We start from the raw sequence: 20,196 nt of genomic DNA on the forward strand, positions 1-20,196 counted from the left end.
ACGCCGAATGGCGCAGACCACGGGCCGGGTCGCCGGCAAGAAGGCCTTCATCACCGGCGCGGCCCAGGGGCTGGGCGCGGCCGCGGCGCGCAAGCTGGCCTCGGAGGGCGCCAAGGTCGCCCTGGCCGACATCAATGTCGACGGCGTCAGGGCCGTGGCGGCCGAGATCAACGCGGCGCACGGCGCCGGGACGGCCTTCGCCTACGCCCTCGACGTCACCCAGGAAGACCAGTGGATCGCGGCCCTGGAGGCGGCGGCGAACGACCTGGGCGGGATCTCGGTGCTGGTCAACAACGCCGGGGTGGCCGGCGACAAGCCGCTGGAGCAGATGGAGTTCGACCTCTGGAAGAAGATCATGTCGATCAATGTCGACAGCGTCTTCCTGGGGGCCAAGCACGCCCTGACCCACATGCGCGCCCACCAGCCGGGCTCGATCGTCAACATCAGCTCGATCGCCGGCCTGATCGCCAACCACAACTCGCCGGCCTACAACGCCTCCAAGGCCGGGGTCTGGCTGCTGAGCAAGAACATCGCCCTCTACTGCGCCAAGCAGGGGCTCGACATTCGCTCGAACTCGATCCACCCGACCTTCATCGACACGCCGATCCTCGACCCTCTGAGCCAGCGCATCGGCAAGGAAGAGGCCCACGCCAAGCTCGGCCGGCAGATCCCGCTGGGCCATATCGGCGAGCCCGACGACATCGCCAACGCCGTGCTCTACCTGGCCAGCGACGAGAGCAAGTTCATGACCGGGGCCGAGCTGAAGCTGGATGGCGGCATATCGGCGATGTGACGCGCGATCCTTCTCCCCTTGCGGGAGAAGGTGTCGGCGAAGCCGACGGATGAGGGGTCGCACCCACGAAAAACGCCGCGGCGGCTGGTCAGCTGTCGCGGCGTCTTGCTTTTGAGAGACCCCTCACCCGACCTCCCTTCGGGAGGCCACCCTCTCCCGCAAGGGGAGAGGGGGTTAGCGCGGCGCTCGCTTCGCGAGGATCCGTTGCAGGGTGCGGCGGTGCATGTTGAGGCGGCGGGCCGTCTCGGAGACGTTGTGGCCGCACATCTCGTAGACCCGCTGGATGTGCTCCCAGCGCACGCGGTCGGCGCTCATCGGGTTTTCCGGCGGGGCCGGCGCGGCGTCCTTGGCGGCGAGCAGGGCGCGGGCCACGTCGTCGGCGTCGGCCGGCTTGGAGAGATAGTCGACCACCCCGGCCTTCACCGCCGCCACCGCGGTGGCGATGTTGCCGTAGCCGGTCAGCATGATGACCTTGGCGTCGGCGCGGGCGTCGCGCACGGCCTCGACCACCTTGAGGCCCGAGCCGTCCTCGAGCCGCATGTCCAGCACCGCATGGGCCGGGGCGTTGCTCTTCAGCGTGCTCATCGCCTCGGCCACCGAGGCGCAAAGCGTCACCTCGAAGCCGCGTTGTTCCAAAGCTCGACCGAGCCGCGTTCTCAGCGGCGCATCGTCGTCGAGCAGAAGCAGGGACTTGTCCGGCAGCGCCGCGACCAGTTCACCGATATCCGCCATGAACTCAGCGCCTCCCCGCGCCAATACTCAACCGGGTGTCGTGCACCATCATGTGTACGACTTGCAAAACTTCGCAAGTCTTTCGTCTTCAAACGCCGATGAAGCCAGGAGCCTCCATCGCCGGGCGCGGCCATCGCGCGGCCACCACCGCGCCGCCTCGTCGTCCATTTCTGAAATCCACCGCCGCCCCTGTTCGTTCCAACAGGGTCTTGGCGATGAAGAAGCCCAGGCCCATGCCGATGTGGCCGGTCCGGGAGCCTTCCGCCCCAGGACGTGACGTTACGTAAGGTTCGCCTAGTTTGGCCAGTACTTCCGGAGAAAAACCCGGACCGTCGTCGCGAACCTCGATCAGGATCGAGCGGGCGTCGAAGCGGGCCACGACGATCACCTCCGAACGGGCGAAGTCGACGGCGTTCTCGACGATCGAGGTCAGGGCGTGGATCACCTCGGCCCGCCGCCAGACGTCGGGCGCGGATTCACCGGAGGGACCGTTGACCACCGCTTCGACCCGCACGCCGTGGATCATGTGCGGCTCGATGATCTCGTGCACCAGCTGGGTCAGGCTCATACGCTCGTGCACGGCGTCCTGGGCCTCGGGCATCTCGGTCAGGCGCTGCAGGATCTCGCGGCAGCGGGCCGCCTGGCCGATCAGCAGTTCGGCGTCCTCGCGGGTCTGCTCGTCGGGGGCGCCGCGCGCCATCTCGCGAGCGACGACCGAGATGGTGGCGAGCGGCGTGCCCAGTTCGTGCGCCGCCGCGGCCGCCAGGGCGCCCAGGGCCGACAGCCGCTGCTCGCGGGCCAGCACGGTCTCGGTGACGTTGAGGGCCAGTTCCATGCGGGCCGATTCCGTGGCCGCCTGCCAGGCGTAGAGGCCGGTGACGACGATCCCCAGCACCCGGGCCGCGACGATGGCGATGACCACCATGCCTTCGGGCCGGGGCGTGGCCGGCACGCCGGCGGCCGACGGCAGCGGCATGTAGAGGAAGGCCAGCACGATGCTGACGATGACCGCCAGCACGCCCAGGCCCAGGGCGTAGCGCGCCGGCAGGGTGGCCGCCGCCAGGGTGACGGGCGCGATCAGCAGCAGGGAGAACGGATTGAACACCCCGCCGGTCAGATAGAGCATGCCGGCCAGTTGCAGGATGTCGAAGGCGATCTGAGCGGTGGCCTCGACGTCGCGGGCCATGCGCTGACCGGTCGAGGCCAGGCCGATCAGCACGTTCAACCACGCCGAGAGCGCGATCAGCGAGAAGCAGAGGGCGTAGGGCACCTGGACGTCGAGGACGAGGCCGCAGAACAGCACCGTCACCGATTGACCCGCCACGGTCAGCCAGCGCTGGGCCAGCAGGGTTCGCACCCGGAGGCGGCCGCGGCGGAGCCCGGGGCCCGCCCACGACCAGTCGTCGCTGTCTTGCGCCGCTCCGCCGTCGGGCCTATCGAGCCCGTCGTGGGATAGTTTCTTCGGCGCGTCCTTGAACGAAGCGTCGGCCATGTCGCCACATTAAGGCCAGAAATTTCGATCTGGCGAGCCCCAAAGGACGCGTACCCCATGAACCGCAACCGCCTGACCGTCCTGGCCGTGTGCGTGGTGGGGGTGATCCTGGCCGGCGCGCTGATCTTCCGCAGCGGGGTCTTTTCGCCCCCGCCGCCGCCCTCGGCGGTGGGCGGACCGTTCCAACTGGTCGACTATGACGGCAAGCCGGTCGACGAAACGGTGCTCAAGGGCAAGTGGAGCGCCCTGTTCTTCGGCTTCACCTACTGCCCCGACGTCTGCCCCGGCACGCTACAGGCCCTGGCGACCGCCAGCGACCAGCTGGGTCCCAGGGCCAAGGACCTGCAGATCGTCATGGTCTCGGTCGATCCGCAGCGCGACACGCCGGCGGTGATGAAGACCTACCTGACGGCCGGCTACCTGCCCAAGAACATCGTCGGCCTGACCGGCTCGCCGGCCCAGGTGGACGCGGCGGTGAAGACCTATCGCGGCTACTACAAGAAGGTCGGCGACGGCCCCGACTACAGCGTCGACCACTCCACGGCGATCTACGTCATCGACCCCAAGGGCCGCTTCGACCGGGTCATCGCCTACAGCCTGCCGCCCGAAGAGATCGCCCGTCAGCTGAAGGCGGCGATGGACGGGCGGTAGAACGCCCATTTTTGCGGCGCAATGCCGCTAGGTCACTTCAGGGCTGTACCTTCTTAACCGCCAGCGTGTTATGCTGCATTGCACAATCGCTGGAGACGGCATGCTGTACGCCCTGCACGAAGCGAGCTTCTACGCCTCGACCCCGCTACGCTTGGCCGCCCGCGCGGCCCGGGACTTCTGGGGCTCGCCCCTGAACCCGGCCGCCAGCACCGAGCTGGGCCGGCGGCTCTATGCCGGCGCCGACCTGTTCTCCAACGTCACCCGCCGCTACGGCAAGCCCGACTGGCGGATCGACAGCGTCAAGATCAACGACGTCGACGTGCGCGTGCGCCCCACCGTCGTCTGGCAGAGCCCGTGGGCCCGGCTGATCCAGTTCGACCGCGACATGTCCGACATGCGCCGCGCCGGCCGCTTCGAGCTGGACCCCGCCGTGCTGATCGTCGCCCCGCTTTCGGGTCACTACGCCACGCTGCTGCGCGGCACGGTCGAGGCCTTCCTGCCCGACCACGCGGTGTTCATCGTCGACTGGCAGAACGCCCGCGAAGTTTCGGTCCTGCAGGGCCGCTTCGACTTCCACGACTATATCGACCACATCCGCGACATGCTGCGGGTGCTGGGGCCGCGCCCCAACGTGCTGGCCGTCTGCCAGCCCGGACCGCCGGTGCTGGCCGCCGCCGCCCTGATGGCCGAGGACAACGATCCCTCGCGTCCGGCCAGCATGACCTTCATGGGCTCGCCGATCGACGCGCGCCTGTCGCCGACCGTGACCAACAACCTGGCGGAGGAAAAGCCCTTCACCTGGTTCCAGTCGAACATGATCTACACCGTGCCCGCGCCCTATCCGGGCATGGGGCGGCGCGTCTATCCGGGCTTCGTGCAGCTGGCCAGCTTCATGAGCATGAACGCCGACAAGCACCAGGAAGCCCACCAGCGCTACTTCCACAGCCTGGTCGACGGCGACGGCGACAGCGCCGACAAGCACCTGGAATTCTACGACGAGTACCTGTCGGTGCTCGACCTGACCGAAGAGTTCTATCTCCAGACCATCGACATCGTCTTCCAGCGGCACCTGCTGCCGAAGGGCGAGCTGATGCATCGCGGCCGCCACGTGAACACCGCGGCGATCACCGACATCGGCCTGATGACCGTCGAGGGCGAGAAGGACGACATCTCCGGCATCGGCCAGACCCAGGCCGCCCATGACCTGTGCACGAACATCCCGGCCGAGCTGAAGGAAGACTACGTCCAGCCCGGCGTGGGCCACTACGGGGTGTTCAACGGCCGCCGGTTCCGTGAGGAGATCTATCCCAAGGTCCGCGACTTCATCCTGCGCAGCGATCCGAACTTCGGCGGCAAGAAAGCCTAGTCCCCGGCCGCGCCTCTGAGGCGGCGATCACCCGGCCAGCGGGGCGCGGTATAGATTCCCGACGGCGCGGAACCGCTCTCGCCCAGCGCGGCCAGGGCGACGCGGCGGCGCCCGTCGACGGCCACGAAGACGTTGGCCTTGGCCGCCTCCAGAGCCTCCGGCGTGACGGCGACCAAACGGATCTCGCGCAGAAACAGCGGCCCCTGCGCCCGCAGCGGCGCCGCCTGCCATGAGCATGTCAGGTCCGCGCAGGCGACGCGGTAGACGACGCAGGCGTTCTCGACGCAGGTCTGGCGCAGGCTCTCGGCCGGCAGGTCGATGAAGTTGTCACCGGCGACGACCTGCACCTTCACGCCAAGCCGCGCCGCCGCCTCGGGATCGGCCACGGCCGGGCGGCCGTCCCTCACGACGCGCACCGAACCGACGACCTCGGAGACAGGCGCGTAGTCGCGAGCGATGCAGAAGGGCGGATCCTGGCAGACGAGATCGAACACGCGGAACTCCGGTCGGGATCAGGCGAAGGCCGGCGGCAGGGCGCGGCCCAGGGCGGTGCGCTCGGGGGTCTCGCCGTCCCACAGGTGGAAGGCGCCCTTCATGTGCCGGACGATGTGGAACGGCCCGTTGCGGTCCCAGAAGTGGTGATAGAGGAACGAGTCGTGGGCGATCGGCATGCCGATCAGCGAGAAGGTGTCGAACGACGTCTTGGGCGGCCCGTTGCTCTGCTTGACCACGGCGTAGAGATCCAGGTCGTCGCCGATCACCACCGCCAGGCGCGTGCCGGCGACATCGGTCAGACGGATCGGGTCGTTGGACCGGATGTAGTGGCGGCTGGCGGCGATGGCCTGGGCGTCGACCGCCGCGCCGCGCGCGATCGCCACGGCCCGGATGGCGTCGGCGAAGGGCGCTGAAGCAAAACCGGTGGCGGTGACGGGAAAGCTCGCCGGCAGGTTCGCGGCCTGGCGAAACAGCGCCGCCTGGGCCTCGGCCATGGCCCCGCCCAGCGAATGGCCGGTGAAGGTCGCCCGCGCCACCGGCAGGCCTTGGGCGACCAGGGCCGCATGGGCCGCCAGGGCGTAGGCCAAGGCCGCGTTGACGGTGCGGGTGTCCTGCAGCACGGCCGACTTGAAGTTCAGCAGCCAGTCCAGCTCGCTGTCGGTGCCGCGGTTGACGATCACCAGTTCGGCCGGACCCGGCGCGTAGAAGCAGAAGGCGTCGTAGCCGCTGGGCTTGTCGTTGGCCGGCCCGATCGGCGCGACGAGACCCAGCTTACCCAGCCAGGACGGCGCGGTGGCCTCGGTCGAGGGCTTGTGGAAGGCGCGGTAGACCCAGGCGCTCAGCGCCGCCAGCACCGCATGGCCCGAGCCGAAGGGCGCGCCGGACTTCACGTGGTCCCGGATGGCGGCCGCCAGGGCGGCGCTGCGATCCGCCCGGGCGGGAACCTTGAGCAACACCGTCACGCCACACCTCCGACTAGAGAAATAACGCCGTTATCGCCAAGGTAGATTTCCACCACCCCGCGGTCAACGGCGCCTCTTGCGTCCGGCGGCGACGAGCGCGATCTAGAGGGCGATGAACCTTTTCCGCCCGCAGCCGAAAGCCGCCCCGAAACGCTTCGCCGACGGCGACCGGCTGGAGGTGGAAGGCTGCGCCCTGCGGCTGAAGGTGGACGGCCGCGCCCGGAGGGTGTCGCTGCGGGTCGATCGGGCCAAGTCCGAGATCGTCGCCATCGCCCCCACCCCGCGCCGCCTGACCGAGGCCGTGGCCTTCGCCCACGAGAAGGCCGGCTGGATGAGCCTGCAGCTGGCCGCCCTGCCAGGCCGCCAGGTGATCGAGCCCGGCGGCGTGCTGAAGATCTGGGGCAAGCCCTACCGGCTCGAGGTCGCGCCCGGCCGGGCGCGGATCACGGACGATGCCTTGATCGCCCCCGACGACGCCAACTGGGGGCTGAAGATCCTGCGGCTGGTCAAGCGCGAGGCGCTGGAGAAGCTGACCGAGCGGACAGCCCATCACGCCGGGCGTCTGGGACGGCCCATGCCGTCGGTGGCGGTGGCCGACCCCAAGGCCCGCTGGGGCTCGTGCCGGCCGGCCCGTCCGGGCGCGCCGGCGGCGATCCGCTACAGCTGGCGGCTTGTCCTGGCCCCGGCGGCGGTGGCCGACTACGTCGTCGCCCACGAATGCGCCCACCTGATCGAGGCCAATCACGGCCCGCGCTTCTGGGCGTTGTGCGAGACCCTGATCGGCGATCCGGCGCCGCACCGCGCCTGGCTGCGGGCCCACGCGGCGCAGTTGCACGCGATCTCGGCCTAGGCCTTGTCATCCCGGCGAGCCGCCGGGATGACAAGAGCGGGCAAGCTTACAGCTGGCCCAGCAGGTAGTCGGCCGACGAGACCTTGAATTCACCGGCTTCCTCGACGTTCAGCGTCTCGACGACGCCGTCCTTGGCGACCAGCGAGTAGCGCTGCGAGCGCACGCCCATGCCGAACTTCGAGCCGTCGAAGTCCAGGCCCAGCGCCTTGGTGAAGTCGCCGTTGCCGTCGGCCAGCAGCAGAACTTCGTCGGAGATGCCCTGGTCGGCGCCCCAGGCCTTCATCACGAAGACGTCGTTGACCGAGACGCAGGCGATCGCATCCACGCCCTTGGCTTTGAGCTCGGCGGCCTTCTCCTTGAAGCCCGGCAGGTGCTTGGCCGAACAGGTCGGGGTGAACGCGCCGGGGACGGCGAACAGGGCGACGGTCTTGCCCTTGAAGAGGTCGTCGGAGGTGACCGGCTTGGGGCCTTCGGCCGAGCTGGTCATGAAAGTGGCCGCCGGAAGCGTGTCGCCAACCTTGATCGCCATGGTGTCATCCTGTGCTGAAAGGGCGTTCCGGAGATAAAGCGTCCGGATCGGTTCGCCAATAACGTGGTTTGACTTGAAACCGACGCGTTGTGTGCCGATCCTCAACAGATGGACGCTCCCGAGACCGATCCCCTCGACGGCGAGGGCCAATTCCTGACCGGACGGGTCCTGGTGGCCATGCCCGGCATCGAGGACCCGCGCTTCGAACGCGCCGTGGTCTATCTCTGCTCGCACGACGACGAACAGGCCATGGGCCTGGCGGTGAACCGCCCGGTCGAGGGCCTGACGGTCTTCGAACTGCTGGGCAAGCTGGGCATCGACCCGGAAGTGCGCGCGCCCAGCGACCTCGTCATGCTGGGCGGACCGGTGGAGCGCGAGCGCGGCTTCGTGCTGCACACCGACGACTACGCCTCGCCGGAATCGACCTCGCCGATCGCCGACGGCCTGGCCCTGACCGTCACCCGCGACGCGCTCGACGCCCTGGGCAGCCGCATCCACCGTCCGCGCCGGGCGATCCTGGCCCTGGGCTATTCGGGCTGGGGCGCCGGCCAGCTGGAGCAGGAGCTGCGCGACAACGTCTGGCTCATCTGCGACGCCGACGAAGGCCTGCTGTTCGACGACGACCACGACAGCAAGTGGACGAGAGCCCTGGCCAAGATCGGCGTCACCGCCGACCACCTGTCGGCCCAGGCCGGTCGGGCCTAGGCCCGCCGCAACGGGATCTCGAAGCGGAAGGTCGATCCGACGCCGGGCGTGCTGTCGACCGCGATGGACCCGCCCATCAGCTCGACCAGTTCGCGGCAGATCGACAGACCCAGGCCCGACCCGCCATGCGAGCGGGTGGACGAGCCGTCGACCTGGGAGAAGGTCTCGAACAGGCGCGGCAGGTGCTCGGTCGCCACGCCGACGCCGGTGTCGGCGACCGCGAAGGCCAGCCCCGAAGACCCTTCGGAAACCACGACCCGCACGGCGCCGACCTCGGTGAACTTCACGGCGTTGGCGACCAAGTTGCCCAGCACCTGGCGCAACCGCATCGGATCGCCGGTCCAGGCGCCGCGGCAGCCTTCGTCGACGCTCCAGGACAGCTCGATCCGGCGGCTCGCCGCCGCGCCAGAAAAGACCGCGCAACTGGCGTCCACCAGGGCCTCGATATCGAAGACCGCCTCGCGCAGCCCGACGGCGCCGGCTTCCAGGCGGGTCATTTCGAGCACGTTGGTCAAGAGCGCCAGCAGGGCCTGGGCCGACTCCTCGGCGATCGCCAGGCGCTCGCGCTGGACCGGCGGCAGCTCGCCGGCGGCCATGATCTGGGTCATGCCCAGCACGCCGTTCAGGGGCGTGCGGATCTCGTGGCTCATATTGGCCAGGAACTGGCTCTTGGCCAGGTTGGCGGCCTCGGCCTGCTCCTTGGCCTCGACCAGCGCCTGCCGCTTGCGGGCGAGATTGGCCAGCACCCGCGACAGCCAGGCGAAGAGCACCACGCTGGCCCCGACCAGCAGCAGAAAGACCACGCCCACCCAGGGCGCGGCGCGCAGCAGCAGCGACATCCCCGGATCCCGGGCCGGCCAGGCCAGGGCGCCGATCCGCCGCCCCCGGCGATCATGCAGCGCCACATAGGGCTCCACCGCCTCGTCGCCCGTCACCAGGCTCAGCCCCTCGACGCCGAGGTCGCCGCGCATGCCCGCGATGAAGCCGGAGCCGATCCGCCGGGCCGAGACCACGACGACCGGCGCGCCGGGCCGCCTGGCCATCAGCGCGGGATGCTCCGCGATCACGTCGCTGGCCACCACCAGATAAAGCGCGTCGCCCGACCGCACGAGGCCGGAAGCGGTCGAGACGCCCTCCAGATCGGCGCGCCCCGCCCGGCGGGCCGAGAGGGCGCTGGCGGTCACCGTCTCGACGATGTCGTCGGCGTCGATCCGCAGCGCCTCGACACGGTCAGGCAAGACGCGTTTGCCAGCGATGGAGGCGTAGACCACCCTGCCTTCGCGGACGGCGAAACTCAGGTCGTGACTGAAGTAGCGATGGTAGTAGTCGCCGTAATTGACGTCGGCCCAGGCGGCGTCGACCTCGCCGGTCATGGACCTGTAGGCCTCGTCCCAGACGGTGGCCGAGGTTACCTCCCGCGTCATGCGGTCGAGGGTGCGGCGGACGGTGCGTTCGACCAGCGCCCGCTCGTCCAGGGTCTCAATATGATCGAGCGACCGCGCGGCGAGCAGCATCAGGGCCAGACCGCCGAGGATCGAGGCCGCCACCAGCACGACGGCCGAGCCGACGATCCAATGGATCGCCTGCAATCGACGGGCTTCGGGAGAGGTCGGAGTGCGCAACACGCCTCTTGGCCTAAAGGCCGCGTCGCTAGCGCTTCGTTAACTGCGACCGATGGCCGCAAGACATTGTTTTTCCAAAACCGTAAGGACCCTGGTCACGAATGGCGGTCCACTGGATCGGCAAGATCCGGAGTTCTTGATGCGCACCTTCCTCGCCGGGGCCGCCCTGGCCGTCGCCCTCGCCTCGCCTGTCCTCGCCCAGACCGCGGCCGAACCCGCGGTCACGATCACCGGCAAGATCGGCGTGGTGTCGGACTACCGGTTCCGGGGCGCGACCTTCTCCGACGAGCAACCGGCGCTGCAGGGCGGGCTGACCGCCACGGCCGCCAACGGCCTCTACGGCTGGGTCTGGGGCTCGACCATCGACGACTACGGCGGCGCGACCACCGAGCTGGACGTCGCCCTGGGCTACACCTTCACCGCCGGCGGCACGACCTTCGACGTCTCGGCCGCCCGCTACGGCTATCCCGGCGGTCAGGACGTCGACTACTGGGAGCTGCCGATCTCGGCCAGCCGCGCCTTCGGCGACTGGACCTACGGTCTGGGCTTCGCCTGGTCGCCCGAACAGGACGCCCTGGGCGGGATGGACAACCGCTATGGCTATGTCCGCGCCGCCTGGACCTCGCCCAAGGTTCCCGTGACCATCGCCGCCCAGCTCGGCTACGAGGACGGTGCCTTCGCCCCCGACGGCAAGTGGGACTGGTCGCTGGGCGTGAACCACAAGATCAAGGCCGTGGACCTGGGCCTGGCCTACATCGGCAGCGACCGCGCCCCCGACACGGTGGTGGCCTCGGTGACGGCGGGGTTCTAGGGCGCGAGAAGCATCGTCGGCAGGACCTTTTCGATCTCCGCCCAATAGGCCGGGCCGCCCAGGGCCAGGTCGTGCGAACCGGGCAGGGTGACGACGGTCGGGCCGACGCAGGCCGTCGGCGGCGTCCAGGAGACCCTGTCATCCGCCTGCGCCAGGTAGACGCGCGAGCCCGGCGGAAGCAGGCAGGCGTCGAAGGCGTCCAACCAGCGCCGGAACGGCCGGCCAGGCGCGAGGCCCGGCCCAAAGACGCGCTCATGCATCAGTTGGCTGCGCGCGACCGAAGCCTCGATGCGCGGACGCAGGCCTTCGGGATAGGGCCGGCCCATGCGCGCCTCGTCCGCCCTGACCATGTCGGCGGGCGAACGATAGGCGGTCATCGGCACGCTGAGGATCACGCGATCGGGCTTGAGACGCCCACGTTCGAGCGCCACGCGGATGGGCAGGGCCCCGAAACTGTCGCCCGCCAGGACCAGGGGACGGGGATACCGGGCCTGATCGGCCAGTTCGTCTTCCAGCGCGGCCAGGTCGGCGTCGAGCGCGTCTCGTCCGCCGGCGGCCAGGCGGCGCCAGGCGCCGTCGCTCAGGCCGTCCTGGCCCGCCACGCCCGCGCGCACCACGACCGCGCCCAGGTTGACCGCCGTGACGGCGACGGCGCCATGACCGAACTCGGGCGCGCCGCCCGGGCCGCCGTCGAAATAGACCAAGGTCCCCCGGGTCGGGACGTCCGGCCGATCGACGAACAGGCTGATAGGGCGGTCGGCCGAACCGGCCATGACCCGCCGACGCTCAGCCCGCGCAGGCGGCGGTGTGAAGGCCTTGACGTTCCAGCCGGGAGGCAGACCCCCTAGCCGAAGCGGGCAGGCGCGTGAGACCTGGCCCGCGGCGGAGGTCAGCACCACGCGTCGTGAGGCCACGCTGTCTCCCACGCCCAGCAGCGTACCCCCGGGGACCCGGAAGGCGAAGCTGACGATATCGGCATGACGGCCAGTCTTCAGCACCTCCGCGGATATCGGCGCGACATAGGCCGACGTCCGGCCATCCAGCAGCGGGATGAACTCGCCGGTCGGACAGTCGGGACCCTGGTCGCGGCAGGCCTGCTCGCGCTCGGCCCGGGTGAGCAGCAGACGCCCCTTGGCGAGCGGCACGGTCGTTCCGGCGGAAGCGATCAGCGCCACCTCGGTCGGCGTGGGCCAGAGGCCGCAGAGTTCGGGCGCATCACAGCGGATCCGGCGCGGCGCCGTCGGTCCGGCCGCCGCCTCGGCATAGCCGAACACTCGTCGCGACGGCCCCTCGAAGGTCGACTGCAACGCCGCCTCCGGCGCGCCGTCATTGACCATCAGCCGCGCGCATCCACCGACATAGTAGCCGGCCGCCCGGCAGGGATCGTCCGCGACCGTGGCGATCTGCGTGACCTTGCCGTCCAGGCCGATGCGGAACACGCCCCCGCCGTGAAGGCGCACGGTCATCGAGGTTTCGTCGAGGCTGACCCCTGTGATCGGCGCCATGGCCGAAATCTTCACCCAGCCGGCGCAAGGACCCGAAAGGCAATCGCTCGGCGCGAAGGCGGCGTCGTAGACCGACCCGGCGAACGGGCCGCGCACGCCGACGATCCCGGCCCCGAACGCCGCCGCCAGGCCGCCCTTCGGCGAGACGAGATAGTGATTGGCGTCACAGATCTCTTCGAAGGGCGCGCCGGTGCGGGCGTGCAGCAGCGGCGCTTCCTCGGCCCGGACCGGCGACCCGAACAGGAACACAGACGCGAAAGCGGCCGCCCAGGCGGCGAGATACGAAGAGAACAAGGCCCACCCGGCTGACTATCAGCCCTAGGTTGCGCCATGACGTGGGCTTAGACAAGCTTGTCCGGCCCCTCGCCGCACCTTGCCCCCCAAACGCAAAACGGGCGGCCCCTTTCGGAGCCGCCCGCTACTTTTTCAGGTCGAACCTGAAAGCCGGCGTCAGGTGTTGACGGCGTCTTCCGGCGAGACTTCGGCCTTCTTCGACAGGTCTTCACCCGTCGTCTGGTCGACGACCTTCATCGACAGCTTGGTCTTGCCGCGATCGTCGAAGCCCAGGAGCTTCACCTTCACGATCTGGCCTTCCTTCAGCACGTCCGACGGCTTGGCGACGCGTTCGTTGCTGATCTGGCTGACGTGGACGAGGCCGTCCTTGGCGCCGAAGAAGTTCACGAAGGCGCCGAAATCGACGACCTTGACGACCTTGCCGTCATAGATCGCGCCGACTTCAGCTTCCTGCGTGATCGACTTGATCCAGTCGATGGCGGCCTTGATCTTGGCGCCGTCCGAGGCCGAGACCTTCACGGTGCCTTCGTCGTTGATGTCGACCTTGGCGCCGGTGGTGGCGACGATCTCGCGGATCACCTTGCCGCCGGTGCCGATCACTTCGCGGATCTTGTCGGTCGGGATGGTGATGGTCTCGATCTTCGGAGCGAAGTCGCCGACTTCCTCGCGCGGCGCGTCCATGGCCTTGTTCATTTCGCCAAGGATGTGCTCGCGGCCGCCCTTAGCTTGCGCCAGGGCCTGCTCCATGATCGCGGGCGTGATGCCGGCGATCTTGATGTCCATCTGCAGCGAGGTCAGGCCCTCGCTGGTGCCGGCCACCTTGAAGTCCATGTCGCCCAAGTGATCTTCGTCGCCGAGGATGTCGGACAGAACGGCGAAACCGTCCTTTTCGAGGATCAGGCCCATGGCGATGCCCGAGACCGGACGGACCAGCGGAACGCCGGCGTCCATCATGGCCAGCGACGAACCGCAGACCGTGGCCATCGAGGACGAGCCGTTCGACTCGGTGATCTCGGAGACCAGGCGGATGGTGTAGGGGAAGTCTTCCTTGCTCGGCAGCATCGGGCGCAGGGCGCGCCAGGCCAGCTTGCCGTGGCCGATTTCGCGGCGGCCCGGGCTGCCCATACGGCCGGTTTCACCGACGCTGTAGGGAGGGAAGTTGTAGTGCAGCAGGAAGGATTCCTTGTAGGTGCCTTCCAGGGCGTCGATGAACTGCTCGTCGTCGCCGGTGCCCAGGGTGGCGACCACGATCGCCTGGGTCTCGCCGCGGGTGAACAGGGCCGAACCGTGGGTGCGCGGCAGGATGCCGACTTCACCCAGGATCGGACGGACCTTGTCGACGGTGCGGCCGTCGATGCGGATGCCGGTGTCGAGGATCGAGCGACGGACGATGTCCGCTTCCAGTTCCTTGAACACCGAGACCAGCTTCAGCGGGTCGATGCCGGCCGGGTTCGCATCGCTCTTGGCGAAGGTCTCGATGGCCTTGGCCTTGGCGGCGCCCAGGGCCGAAACGCGTTCGCCCTTGGCCTGGATCTTGTAGGCGTCGGCCAGATCCTGACCCACGGCCTTCTTCACTTCGGCCTTCAGGGCGTCGGTGTCTTCCGGTTGGAAGTCGAACGGCTCCTTGGCGGCGTGTTCGGCCAGCTCGATGATCGCGTCGATCACCGTCTGCATTTCCTTGTGGGCGAAGTTGACGCCGCCCAGGACGATCTCTTCCGAGAGTTCCTGGATTTCCGACTCGACCATCATCACGGCTTCGGCGGTGCCGGCCACGACGAGGTCCATCTTGCTTTCCTTCAGCTCGTCGAGCGTCGGGTTCAGCACGTAGCCACCGTCAACGTAACCGACGCGCGCGGCGCCGATCGGGCCCATGAACGGGGCGCCCGACAGGACCAGGGCGGCCGAGGCGGCCACCATGCCCAGGATGTCGGGATCGTTCTCGAGGTCGTGCTGCAGCACGGTGACGACGACTTGGACTTCGTTCTTGAAGCCCTTGACGAACAGCGGACGGATCGGACGGTCGATCAGGCGGGAAACCAGGGTTTCCTTTTCCGACGGACGGCCTTCGCGCTTGAAGAAGCCGCCGGGGATCTTGCCGGCCGCGAAGGTCTTCTCTTGGTAGTTGACCGTCAGCGGGAAGAAATCTTGGCCGGGCTTCGCCTTCTTGGCGAACACGGCGGTGGCCAGGACGACGGTTTCGCCCATGGTGGCCAGAACGGCGCCGTCGGCTTGACGGGCGATGCGACCGGTTTCGAGGACCAGCGTCTTGCCGCCCCACTCGATCGTCTTGCGTTTGATATCGAACATTTTTCTTCTTTCGGTTCCCGCGGGCGGATTCCCGTCGGGGGTGGACAGGGGCGGACGGCCTGCTCGAAGAGCTTTGGGGGCCGACCCGATGATCCTCATCCTAATGCGACAGGCGGGGTTTGAGGACGTGAACCCCCGCACGTACGGGGCGCCGCTCCACCTGGAGCGAAACCCTCGGGCCCTCCGTCTCGGCCTGTCTCGAGACGGCTGACCCTAAAAAGCGTTCCGCCGCCCTACCGGAGTAAGGCGGCGGAAATGCGCCTTAGCGGCGCAGACCCAGCTTCTCGATGAGAGCCGCGTAACGGCCTTCGTCGGACTTCTTCAGGTGGTCGAGGAGACGGCGACGCTGGGAAACCAGCTTCAGCAGGCCACGACGGCTGTGGTTGTCCTTCTTGTGGGTCTTGAAGTGCTCGGTCAGGTTCGAGATGCGCTCCGAGAGGATCGCGACCTGGACTTCAGCGCTGCCGGTGTCACCCTCGGTGCGAGCGTGTTCGGCGATAAGAGCGCTCTTGCGCTCGGCAGTGATCGACATCGGGTTGTCTCCGCTCAGGTGAGTTGGAAGACCCGCACCGGATTGAGCTTTCCGGCGCGCATCTCGCACAAGGCCACCAGGCGCTCTCCGGACATGGCGGAAACAGTGCGATCGCCGGGCGTGAGCTCGGCTTTCAGCTGTTCCACCTGCCTGGGTAGCAGAACGATGGCGCGTCCTTGCGCAAGCCGAAAGGCGTCTTCGTCGGTCACGGCCAACGCCGGGATGTCGTCCAGCGCGGTCTCGACCGGAAGCAATGCCTCCGACAGGCGGGCCTCATAGCTCAAATTCTCGAGACTTTCCAGGCTTATCGCCGAATCCTCGGCGAACTGGCCCACCCGCGTTCGGCGAAGCTGGCTGACATGTCCACAGGCGCCGAGCGCGGCCGCCAGATCCCGGACCACAGCGCGCACATAGGTGCCCTTGCCGCATTCCATCTCCAGCTCGACATGATCGACGTCGGGGACAGACAGCAGGCGCAGGGCGTGGATGGTCACCTTGCGGGTCTGGAGCTCGAACTCCACCCCGTCGCGGGCCAGATCATAGGCCCGTTCGCCGTCGACCTTGATGGCCGAATAGTTCGGCGGGATCTGATCGACCTCGCCGACGAAGGCGCCGAGCGCGGCCTCGACGGCCTCCGCCGAGGGCCGCACGTCGGACGAGGCCGTGGTCTCGCCCTCGCGGTCGAGGGTGGTGGTGTTGCGGCCCCACTCGATGGTGAAGCGATAGGCCTTGTCGGCGTCCATCAGGAACGGGACGGTCTTGGTCGCCTCGCCCAAGGCCAGCGGCAGGATGCCGGTGGCCAGCGGATCCAGCGTGCCGGCGTGGCCCGCCTTCTGGGCGTTGAACGCCCGGCGCACGCGGGACACCGCGCTGGTCGAGGTCAGGTCGTAGGGCTTGTCCAGGCACACCCAGCCGGAGACGGCGTCGCCCTTCTTGCGGCGCGCCATGGATTAGTCCCCCAAGCCCTGATCGTCGTCTTCGTCGAGGACGTCGCTCAGGCGACGATCGGTGTCCTGCAGAACCTTGGGATCGAGGAACAGCTTGTCCATATAGGCGGCCGTGCTGAAGCTCTCGTCGTGAAGGAACTTCAGGTCGGGCGTGAACTTCATGTCGATCGACCGGCCCAGGCGCCCGCGCAGGAACTTGGCGACGCGGTTCAGGCCCTTGATGATCTCGTCGACGTTCTGGGCCGCGCCCTGGTCGGCGAGACCCGCCCCCAGCGGCTCGACGAAGCAGACGGCGTGCCTGAGGTCGGGGCTCATCCGAACTTCGGAAACCGTGACGGAGACGCCCGTCAGGGCCTCGTCCTGCAGTTCCTCCCCGCGGAGGATGTCGACCAGGGCGTGGCGGATCAGTTCGCCGGCGCGGAGCTGGCGTTGCGAGGGACCCACGGGCCCGCTCTTGGTTTTTTCGGAATGGCGCTTCATGGCGCGGATAGCCTTTGCAGCCCGGCCGGCGGATCGAACGCCGGGAACGCGGGGGAAAATCGAAGGCGCGGTGTCTAGGCGCGTAAGGCCAGAAAGTCCAGCCTTATGCCCTTCTCCCCTTGCGGGAGAAGGTGTCAGCGAAGCTGACGGATGAGGGGTCTCTCAAACATCGGCCCCCTCATACCGCCTCACCGCCGCGGCGACGGATCCTCTTGAGAGACCCCTCACCCGACCGCGCTAAGCCCCTGTCCGCTCCCGGAAGAACTCCACCACCCGCCGCGCGGCCTGCATGCCCGCCCCGTCCGGCCGATCGCGATCCAGGTGCAGGGTCAGCACCGAATGCGGCGGGATCACGCGGTAGGCGTTGGCGTCGGCGTCCTCCAGTTCGATCAGCTCGGCCCGCTCGCCGAACTCGGCCTTCAGCCGCTCGAACCGGGCGTCGCGCACGTGGCGGTCGCTGCGATAGCGCAGGGCGATCAGCGACAGGTCCTCGGCCTCGAACCGCGCCTTCGCACAGGCGATCTCGGCCGGCGAGGCGTCGAGCCCGCCCTTGTCGAGCACCGGCAGCGACGGCTCGGCCAGCACCGGCGCCACCACGACCGGCTCGGTCATCATCGCCAGGGCGAAACCGCCGGTGAAGCACATGCCCACCGCGCCGACGCCCTTGCCGCCGCACTCGGCGTGAACCTTTCGCGCCAGGGCCTTCAGCCAGTCGACCACCGGGCTGGAGCGTCCGCCGCGCCAGATCGCGAACTCGCGCCGCACGCAGGCCAGGCGGAAGGTGGTGGCGTCGATATAGCGCTTGGTCACGCCCTTGCCCGGCTCGCCGAACAGGCTGGGGCAGAAGACGGTCATGCCGCCGGCGGCGACGTCGCGGGCGAAGTCCAGCACGCCGGGATGCAGGCCGGGGATCTCGTGGATGACGATGACCGCCGGCCCCGTCCCCATGCGCCAAACCGGGCGGGTGCGGCCCTCATGGACGAAATCGAACCGGGAAAAGCCTTCGAGCGCCGCCTCGTCCAACGCGTCCGCCATCGCTTCCCCCTTCGTGCTCAGCCCGCCTTGGGCCCGATCAGGAACTGCTCGACCTTGCCGTCGGGCGTCAGCCGCATCGACACCGACAGGGTCCTCGCCCCGAACGCCGCGTCGAAACCGTACCAGGTCATGCCGCCCCGGACTTGGACGCCCTGGCCCTCGAGCATGCGCAGCGGACCCAGCGGCGCGAGGCTCCGGCCAAAGTCGGTCAGCCGCGCGGGTGTGAACCAGGCGCGGCCGTTGTCGGTGAGCAGGGCGGGGTCGATCCGGCCGGCCTGCAACTGGGCGACCAGGCTGCGCGCCGTCGCGGTCGCACCCGTCGAGGGCCGCAGCAGGAAGGCGACGCGCTGGGAGATGGCCGTCTGCGGGTCGCCGAAGTCGGCGTTGGCGATCACGCTCACGGCTCGCTTCTCGGCCGGCCAGACGGTGTTGCTGGTCAGCACGCCCGACAGCATGCCGCCGTGGCTGATCGACGTGGCCCCGTCGCGCACCTTGACCGAGACGCCCAGGCCATAGCCGGCCGGCACGCCGCTGGAGAGATCCACCGAGGTGGTCATCGCCTCCCACGAGGCAGGCTTCAGCAGCTCGCGGCGGATCATCGCCCGGTTCCAGCGCGCCAGGTCCGACGGCGTCATCGCCAGCTCGGCCGCGCCGAACAGCCAGCCGGGCGCCTCCTTGTCGGCCAGGACCACGGGCCCCAGGCCATAGCGCGTGTAGTGCCCGGCGTCGGGCGGCGACAGCGGCTTGCTGTCGTCCTCGGTGACCCCGGTCATGCCCAGGGGATCGAAGATCCGGCGCTTCAGGAACGCGACCAGCGGCTCGCCCGAGACCTTCTCCACGACCAGGCCGGCGATGACGAAGCCGGTGTTGGAATAGCGCCACTGCTCCCCGGGCGGATAGTCCAGCGGGATGCGCGCCCAGCCGTCGAGGATCTTTTGCGAGGTGGTGGGCGCGCGCATGGCCTCGAACACGAAGTCCTGGGGCCAGTAGTCGCGATAGCCGGCGGTGTGCGACAGCACCTGGCGCAGGGTGATCTTGTCGCCCTCGGTCAGTCCGGGGATGTACTTGCCGACCGGATCGTCGAGCGTGACCTTGCCGTCCTCGACCAGCAGCAGCACGGCCGCGGCGGTGAACTGCTTGCTGACCGAGGCGATCCCGTAGCGGGTGGTCGTGGTCGCGGGCACGGCGGGCGACAGCCGGGCCTGGCCATAGGCCTTGGCGTAGGCCACCTCGCCGTCCTCGACGATGGCGACCGAGGCCGAGGGCGCGCCGGTGGCGGCCAGCACCTCGCGGGCGATGGCGTCGATCTCGCGGGTCTTGTCGGGAGACAGCGGCGCGGCCAGGGCGGGTGCGGCCAGCATGAGGGCCAGGGCCAAACCGCCCGCCAGAACCGTCCGTCGCCGCATCGAAAGCCCCCTCGCACTGGAGACGGCACAGTGGGGCCGCGTCGGCGCGCGAGGCAAGAGCGGCTAGAGGGTCATCCCCGCATGGGCGGGCATCTGGATCAGGTTGAAGAAGGTCAGCACCGTCTCGCCGTGCTGGTTGGTCACCGTCGTGAAGGTGCGGATCGTGCCGCGATCGGGCTTGGAGCGCGAGGGCGTGACCTCGACGATCTCGCGGCGCACGGTCAGCGTGTCGCCGGGACGGACGGGCTTTTGCCAGGTCAGTTCGTCGATGCGGATGCCCAGCATCGGCGTCGCGCCGAACGGGGCGGTGTCGACATATTCGCGCATCACCCGCGAGGCCACGTGCCAGCCGCTGGCGATGATCCCGCCGAACCGGCCCGCGGCGGCCGCCTCGGGATCGACATGCATCGGCTGCGGATCATAGGCGCGGGCGAAGTCGAGGATCTCCGCTTGCGAGAGCGTGAAGGGCTCGCCGGTCCAGGTCTCGCCGACGGTCAGGTCGTCCAGATAGCGGTCGGTCATGCGTGGAATCCTGAAGGGACGCCTGAAACGGGGCCGAAAACGACGAAAGCCCCCGGCGAGATGCTGGGGGCTTCGTAGAATAGTGGGTGCGGGGACAGGATTTGAACCTGTGACCTTCAGGTTATGAGCCTGACGAGCTACCGGGCTGCTCCACCCCGCG

Annotated in this window: 20 protein-coding genes and 1 tRNA gene; 6 read left to right on the forward strand and 15 right to left on the reverse strand. The window is 68.8% G+C overall.

The features are described from left to right. The first annotated feature begins 7 nt into the window (after nucleotides 1-7). Complete coding sequence (locus tag AC07NG_RS18075) at nucleotides 8-793, forward strand: SDR family oxidoreductase (RefSeq protein WP_494595456.1); 786 nt, start codon at nucleotides 8-10, stop codon at nucleotides 791-793. 174 nt (nucleotides 794-967) lie between these two features. On the opposite strand, the gene spdR is transcribed toward AC07NG_RS18075, so the two are convergent. Continuing rightward, on the reverse strand, nucleotides 968-1,525 hold the full coding sequence (gene spdR / locus AC07NG_RS18080; RefSeq protein ID WP_110120159.1) for a stationary phase response regulator transcription factor SpdR: 558 nt from the start codon (nucleotides 1,523-1,525) through the stop codon (nucleotides 968-970). Nucleotides 1,526-1,613: 88 nt separating this feature from the next. After that, nucleotides 1,614-3,017, reverse strand: coding sequence for an ActS/PrrB/RegB family redox-sensitive histidine kinase (locus tag AC07NG_RS18085; protein ID WP_492856254.1), 1,404 nt, complete (start codon nucleotides 3,015-3,017; stop codon nucleotides 1,614-1,616). 57 nt (nucleotides 3,018-3,074) lie between these two features. Here AC07NG_RS18085 and AC07NG_RS18090 point away from each other — a divergent pair, with 57 nt between their 5' ends. Together AC07NG_RS18090 and AC07NG_RS18095 are read left to right on the forward strand one after the other, a co-directional pair. Beyond that, nucleotides 3,075-3,668: an SCO family protein gene (locus AC07NG_RS18090; protein ID WP_492856253.1), complete on the forward strand. Its 594-nt coding sequence runs from the start codon at nucleotides 3,075-3,077 to the stop codon at nucleotides 3,666-3,668. 100 nt (nucleotides 3,669-3,768) lie between these two features. Beyond that, a complete protein-coding gene (locus AC07NG_RS18095) occupies nucleotides 3,769-5,034 on the forward strand; it encodes a polyhydroxyalkanoate depolymerase (RefSeq protein ID WP_487290204.1) in 1,266 nt (421 codons plus the stop codon). Here the strand turns inward: AC07NG_RS18095 and AC07NG_RS18100 are convergent. Next, on the reverse strand, nucleotides 5,031-5,528 hold the full coding sequence (locus AC07NG_RS18100; RefSeq protein WP_494595459.1) for a hypothetical protein: 498 nt from the start codon (nucleotides 5,526-5,528) through the stop codon (nucleotides 5,031-5,033). The two genes, AC07NG_RS18095 and AC07NG_RS18100, sit on opposite strands and share 4 nt — an antisense overlap. Nucleotides 5,529-5,546: 18 nt before the next feature. Beyond that, nucleotides 5,547-6,491, reverse strand: a complete 945-nt coding sequence (locus AC07NG_RS18105; protein WP_494595461.1) for a Tle-like phospholipase domain-containing protein — start codon at nucleotides 6,489-6,491, stop codon at nucleotides 5,547-5,549. Nucleotides 6,492-6,603: 112 nt separating this feature from the next. On the opposite strand from AC07NG_RS18105, the gene AC07NG_RS18110 reads away from it, so the two are divergent. Then, nucleotides 6,604-7,341 carry a M48 family metallopeptidase gene (locus AC07NG_RS18110; protein WP_487290207.1) on the forward strand — a complete coding sequence of 246 codons (738 nt, stop codon included), beginning with the start codon at nucleotides 6,604-6,606 and terminating at the stop codon, nucleotides 7,339-7,341. A gap of 46 nt (nucleotides 7,342-7,387) precedes the next feature. Here the strand turns inward: AC07NG_RS18110 and AC07NG_RS18115 are convergent, their stop codons facing one another. After that, the gene (locus AC07NG_RS18115) at nucleotides 7,388-7,870 is read right to left on the reverse strand and encodes a peroxiredoxin (RefSeq protein ID WP_494595463.1); all 483 of its coding nucleotides are present in this window, start codon (nucleotides 7,868-7,870) and stop codon (nucleotides 7,388-7,390) included. A 108-nt stretch (nucleotides 7,871-7,978) separates the two neighbouring features. Here AC07NG_RS18115 and AC07NG_RS18120 point away from each other — a divergent pair, with 108 nt between their 5' ends. Beyond that, complete coding sequence (locus AC07NG_RS18120; protein WP_110120152.1) at nucleotides 7,979-8,575, forward strand: YqgE/AlgH family protein; 597 nt, start codon at nucleotides 7,979-7,981, stop codon at nucleotides 8,573-8,575. Here the strand turns inward: AC07NG_RS18120 and AC07NG_RS18125 are convergent. Next, nucleotides 8,572-10,164, reverse strand: coding sequence for a sensor histidine kinase (locus tag AC07NG_RS18125; protein WP_494595465.1), 1,593 nt, complete (start codon nucleotides 10,162-10,164; stop codon nucleotides 8,572-8,574). The two genes, AC07NG_RS18120 and AC07NG_RS18125, sit on opposite strands and share 4 nt — an antisense overlap. Before the next feature lie 172 nt (nucleotides 10,165-10,336). Here AC07NG_RS18125 and AC07NG_RS18130 point away from each other — a divergent pair, with 172 nt between their 5' ends. Next, nucleotides 10,337-11,008: a TorF family putative porin gene (locus AC07NG_RS18130; protein ID WP_487290210.1), complete on the forward strand. Its 672-nt coding sequence runs from the start codon at nucleotides 10,337-10,339 to the stop codon at nucleotides 11,006-11,008. Here the strand turns inward: AC07NG_RS18130 and AC07NG_RS18135 are convergent. The 9 genes from AC07NG_RS18135 to AC07NG_RS18175 all read right to left on the reverse strand — a co-directional run bounded on the left by AC07NG_RS18135 (nucleotide 11,005) and on the right by AC07NG_RS18175 (nucleotide 20,196). Continuing rightward, nucleotides 11,005-12,807 (reverse strand): hypothetical protein, encoded by a 1,803-nt coding sequence (locus AC07NG_RS18135; RefSeq protein ID WP_494595467.1) that lies wholly within the window; start codon nucleotides 12,805-12,807, stop codon nucleotides 11,005-11,007. The genes AC07NG_RS18130 and AC07NG_RS18135 overlap by 4 nt on opposite strands. A gap of 156 nt (nucleotides 12,808-12,963) precedes the next feature. After that, the gene (gene pnp / locus AC07NG_RS18140; protein WP_487290212.1) at nucleotides 12,964-15,114 is read right to left on the reverse strand and encodes a polyribonucleotide nucleotidyltransferase; all 2,151 of its coding nucleotides are present in this window, start codon (nucleotides 15,112-15,114) and stop codon (nucleotides 12,964-12,966) included. 262 nt (nucleotides 15,115-15,376) lie between these two features. Further along, nucleotides 15,377-15,646, reverse strand: coding sequence for a 30S ribosomal protein S15 (rpsO, locus tag AC07NG_RS18145; protein WP_058348691.1), 270 nt, complete (start codon nucleotides 15,644-15,646; stop codon nucleotides 15,377-15,379). A gap of 14 nt (nucleotides 15,647-15,660) precedes the next feature. Next, nucleotides 15,661-16,593: a tRNA pseudouridine(55) synthase TruB gene (truB, locus tag AC07NG_RS18150; RefSeq protein WP_494595469.1), complete on the reverse strand. Its 933-nt coding sequence runs from the start codon at nucleotides 16,591-16,593 to the stop codon at nucleotides 15,661-15,663. Nucleotides 16,594-16,596: 3 nt separating this feature from the next. Further along, nucleotides 16,597-17,073 carry a 30S ribosome-binding factor RbfA gene (gene rbfA, locus AC07NG_RS18155; protein ID WP_494595471.1) on the reverse strand — a complete coding sequence of 159 codons (477 nt, stop codon included), beginning with the start codon at nucleotides 17,071-17,073 and terminating at the stop codon, nucleotides 16,597-16,599. 237 nt (nucleotides 17,074-17,310) lie between these two features. Beyond that, nucleotides 17,311-18,108, reverse strand: coding sequence for a dienelactone hydrolase family protein (locus tag AC07NG_RS18160; RefSeq protein ID WP_494595473.1), 798 nt, complete (start codon nucleotides 18,106-18,108; stop codon nucleotides 17,311-17,313). A gap of 17 nt (nucleotides 18,109-18,125) precedes the next feature. Beyond that, nucleotides 18,126-19,514, reverse strand: a complete 1,389-nt coding sequence (locus tag AC07NG_RS18165; protein ID WP_494595475.1) for a serine hydrolase domain-containing protein — start codon at nucleotides 19,512-19,514, stop codon at nucleotides 18,126-18,128. Nucleotides 19,515-19,577: 63 nt separating this feature from the next. Then, on the reverse strand, nucleotides 19,578-20,036 hold the full coding sequence (locus AC07NG_RS18170; protein ID WP_494595477.1) for a MaoC family dehydratase: 459 nt from the start codon (nucleotides 20,034-20,036) through the stop codon (nucleotides 19,578-19,580). An 83-nt stretch (nucleotides 20,037-20,119) separates the two neighbouring features. Beyond that, nucleotides 20,120-20,196, reverse strand: a tRNA-Met gene (locus AC07NG_RS18175).

Source organism: Caulobacter sp. GW821-FHT10C03, assembly GCF_059415485.1.

Bases quoted from the DNA above. Each gene is read 5' to 3' on its own strand.
- AC07NG_RS18075 (WP_494595456.1), top strand. From the start codon at position 8: ATGGCGCAGACCACGGGCCGGGTCGCCGGCAAGAAGGCCTTCATCACC.
- spdR (WP_110120159.1), bottom strand. From the start codon at position 1,525: ATGGCGGATATCGGTGAACTGGTCGCGGCGCTGCCGGACAAGTCCCTG.
- AC07NG_RS18085 (WP_492856254.1), bottom strand. From the start codon at position 3,017: ATGGCCGACGCTTCGTTCAAGGACGCGCCGAAGAAACTATCCCACGAC.
- AC07NG_RS18090 (WP_492856253.1), top strand. From the start codon at position 3,075: ATGAACCGCAACCGCCTGACCGTCCTGGCCGTGTGCGTGGTGGGGGTG.
- AC07NG_RS18095 (WP_487290204.1), top strand. From the start codon at position 3,769: ATGCTGTACGCCCTGCACGAAGCGAGCTTCTACGCCTCGACCCCGCTA.
- AC07NG_RS18110 (WP_487290207.1), top strand. From the start codon at position 6,604: ATGAACCTTTTCCGCCCGCAGCCGAAAGCCGCCCCGAAACGCTTCGCC.
- AC07NG_RS18115 (WP_494595463.1), bottom strand. From the start codon at position 7,870: ATGGCGATCAAGGTTGGCGACACGCTTCCGGCGGCCACTTTCATGACC.
- AC07NG_RS18120 (WP_110120152.1), top strand. From the start codon at position 7,979: ATGGACGCTCCCGAGACCGATCCCCTCGACGGCGAGGGCCAATTCCTG.
- AC07NG_RS18130 (WP_487290210.1), top strand. From the start codon at position 10,337: ATGCGCACCTTCCTCGCCGGGGCCGCCCTGGCCGTCGCCCTCGCCTCG.
- pnp (WP_487290212.1), bottom strand. From the start codon at position 15,114: ATGTTCGATATCAAACGCAAGACGATCGAGTGGGGCGGCAAGACGCTG.
- rpsO (WP_058348691.1), bottom strand. From the start codon at position 15,646: ATGTCGATCACTGCCGAGCGCAAGAGCGCTCTTATCGCCGAACACGCT.
- truB (WP_494595469.1), bottom strand. From the start codon at position 16,593: ATGGCGCGCCGCAAGAAGGGCGACGCCGTCTCCGGCTGGGTGTGCCTG.
- rbfA (WP_494595471.1), bottom strand. From the start codon at position 17,073: ATGAAGCGCCATTCCGAAAAAACCAAGAGCGGGCCCGTGGGTCCCTCG.
- AC07NG_RS18160 (WP_494595473.1), bottom strand. From the start codon at position 18,108: ATGGCGGACGCGTTGGACGAGGCGGCGCTCGAAGGCTTTTCCCGGTTC.
- AC07NG_RS18165 (WP_494595475.1), bottom strand. From the start codon at position 19,514: ATGCGGCGACGGACGGTTCTGGCGGGCGGTTTGGCCCTGGCCCTCATG.
- AC07NG_RS18170 (WP_494595477.1), bottom strand. From the start codon at position 20,036: ATGACCGACCGCTATCTGGACGACCTGACCGTCGGCGAGACCTGGACC.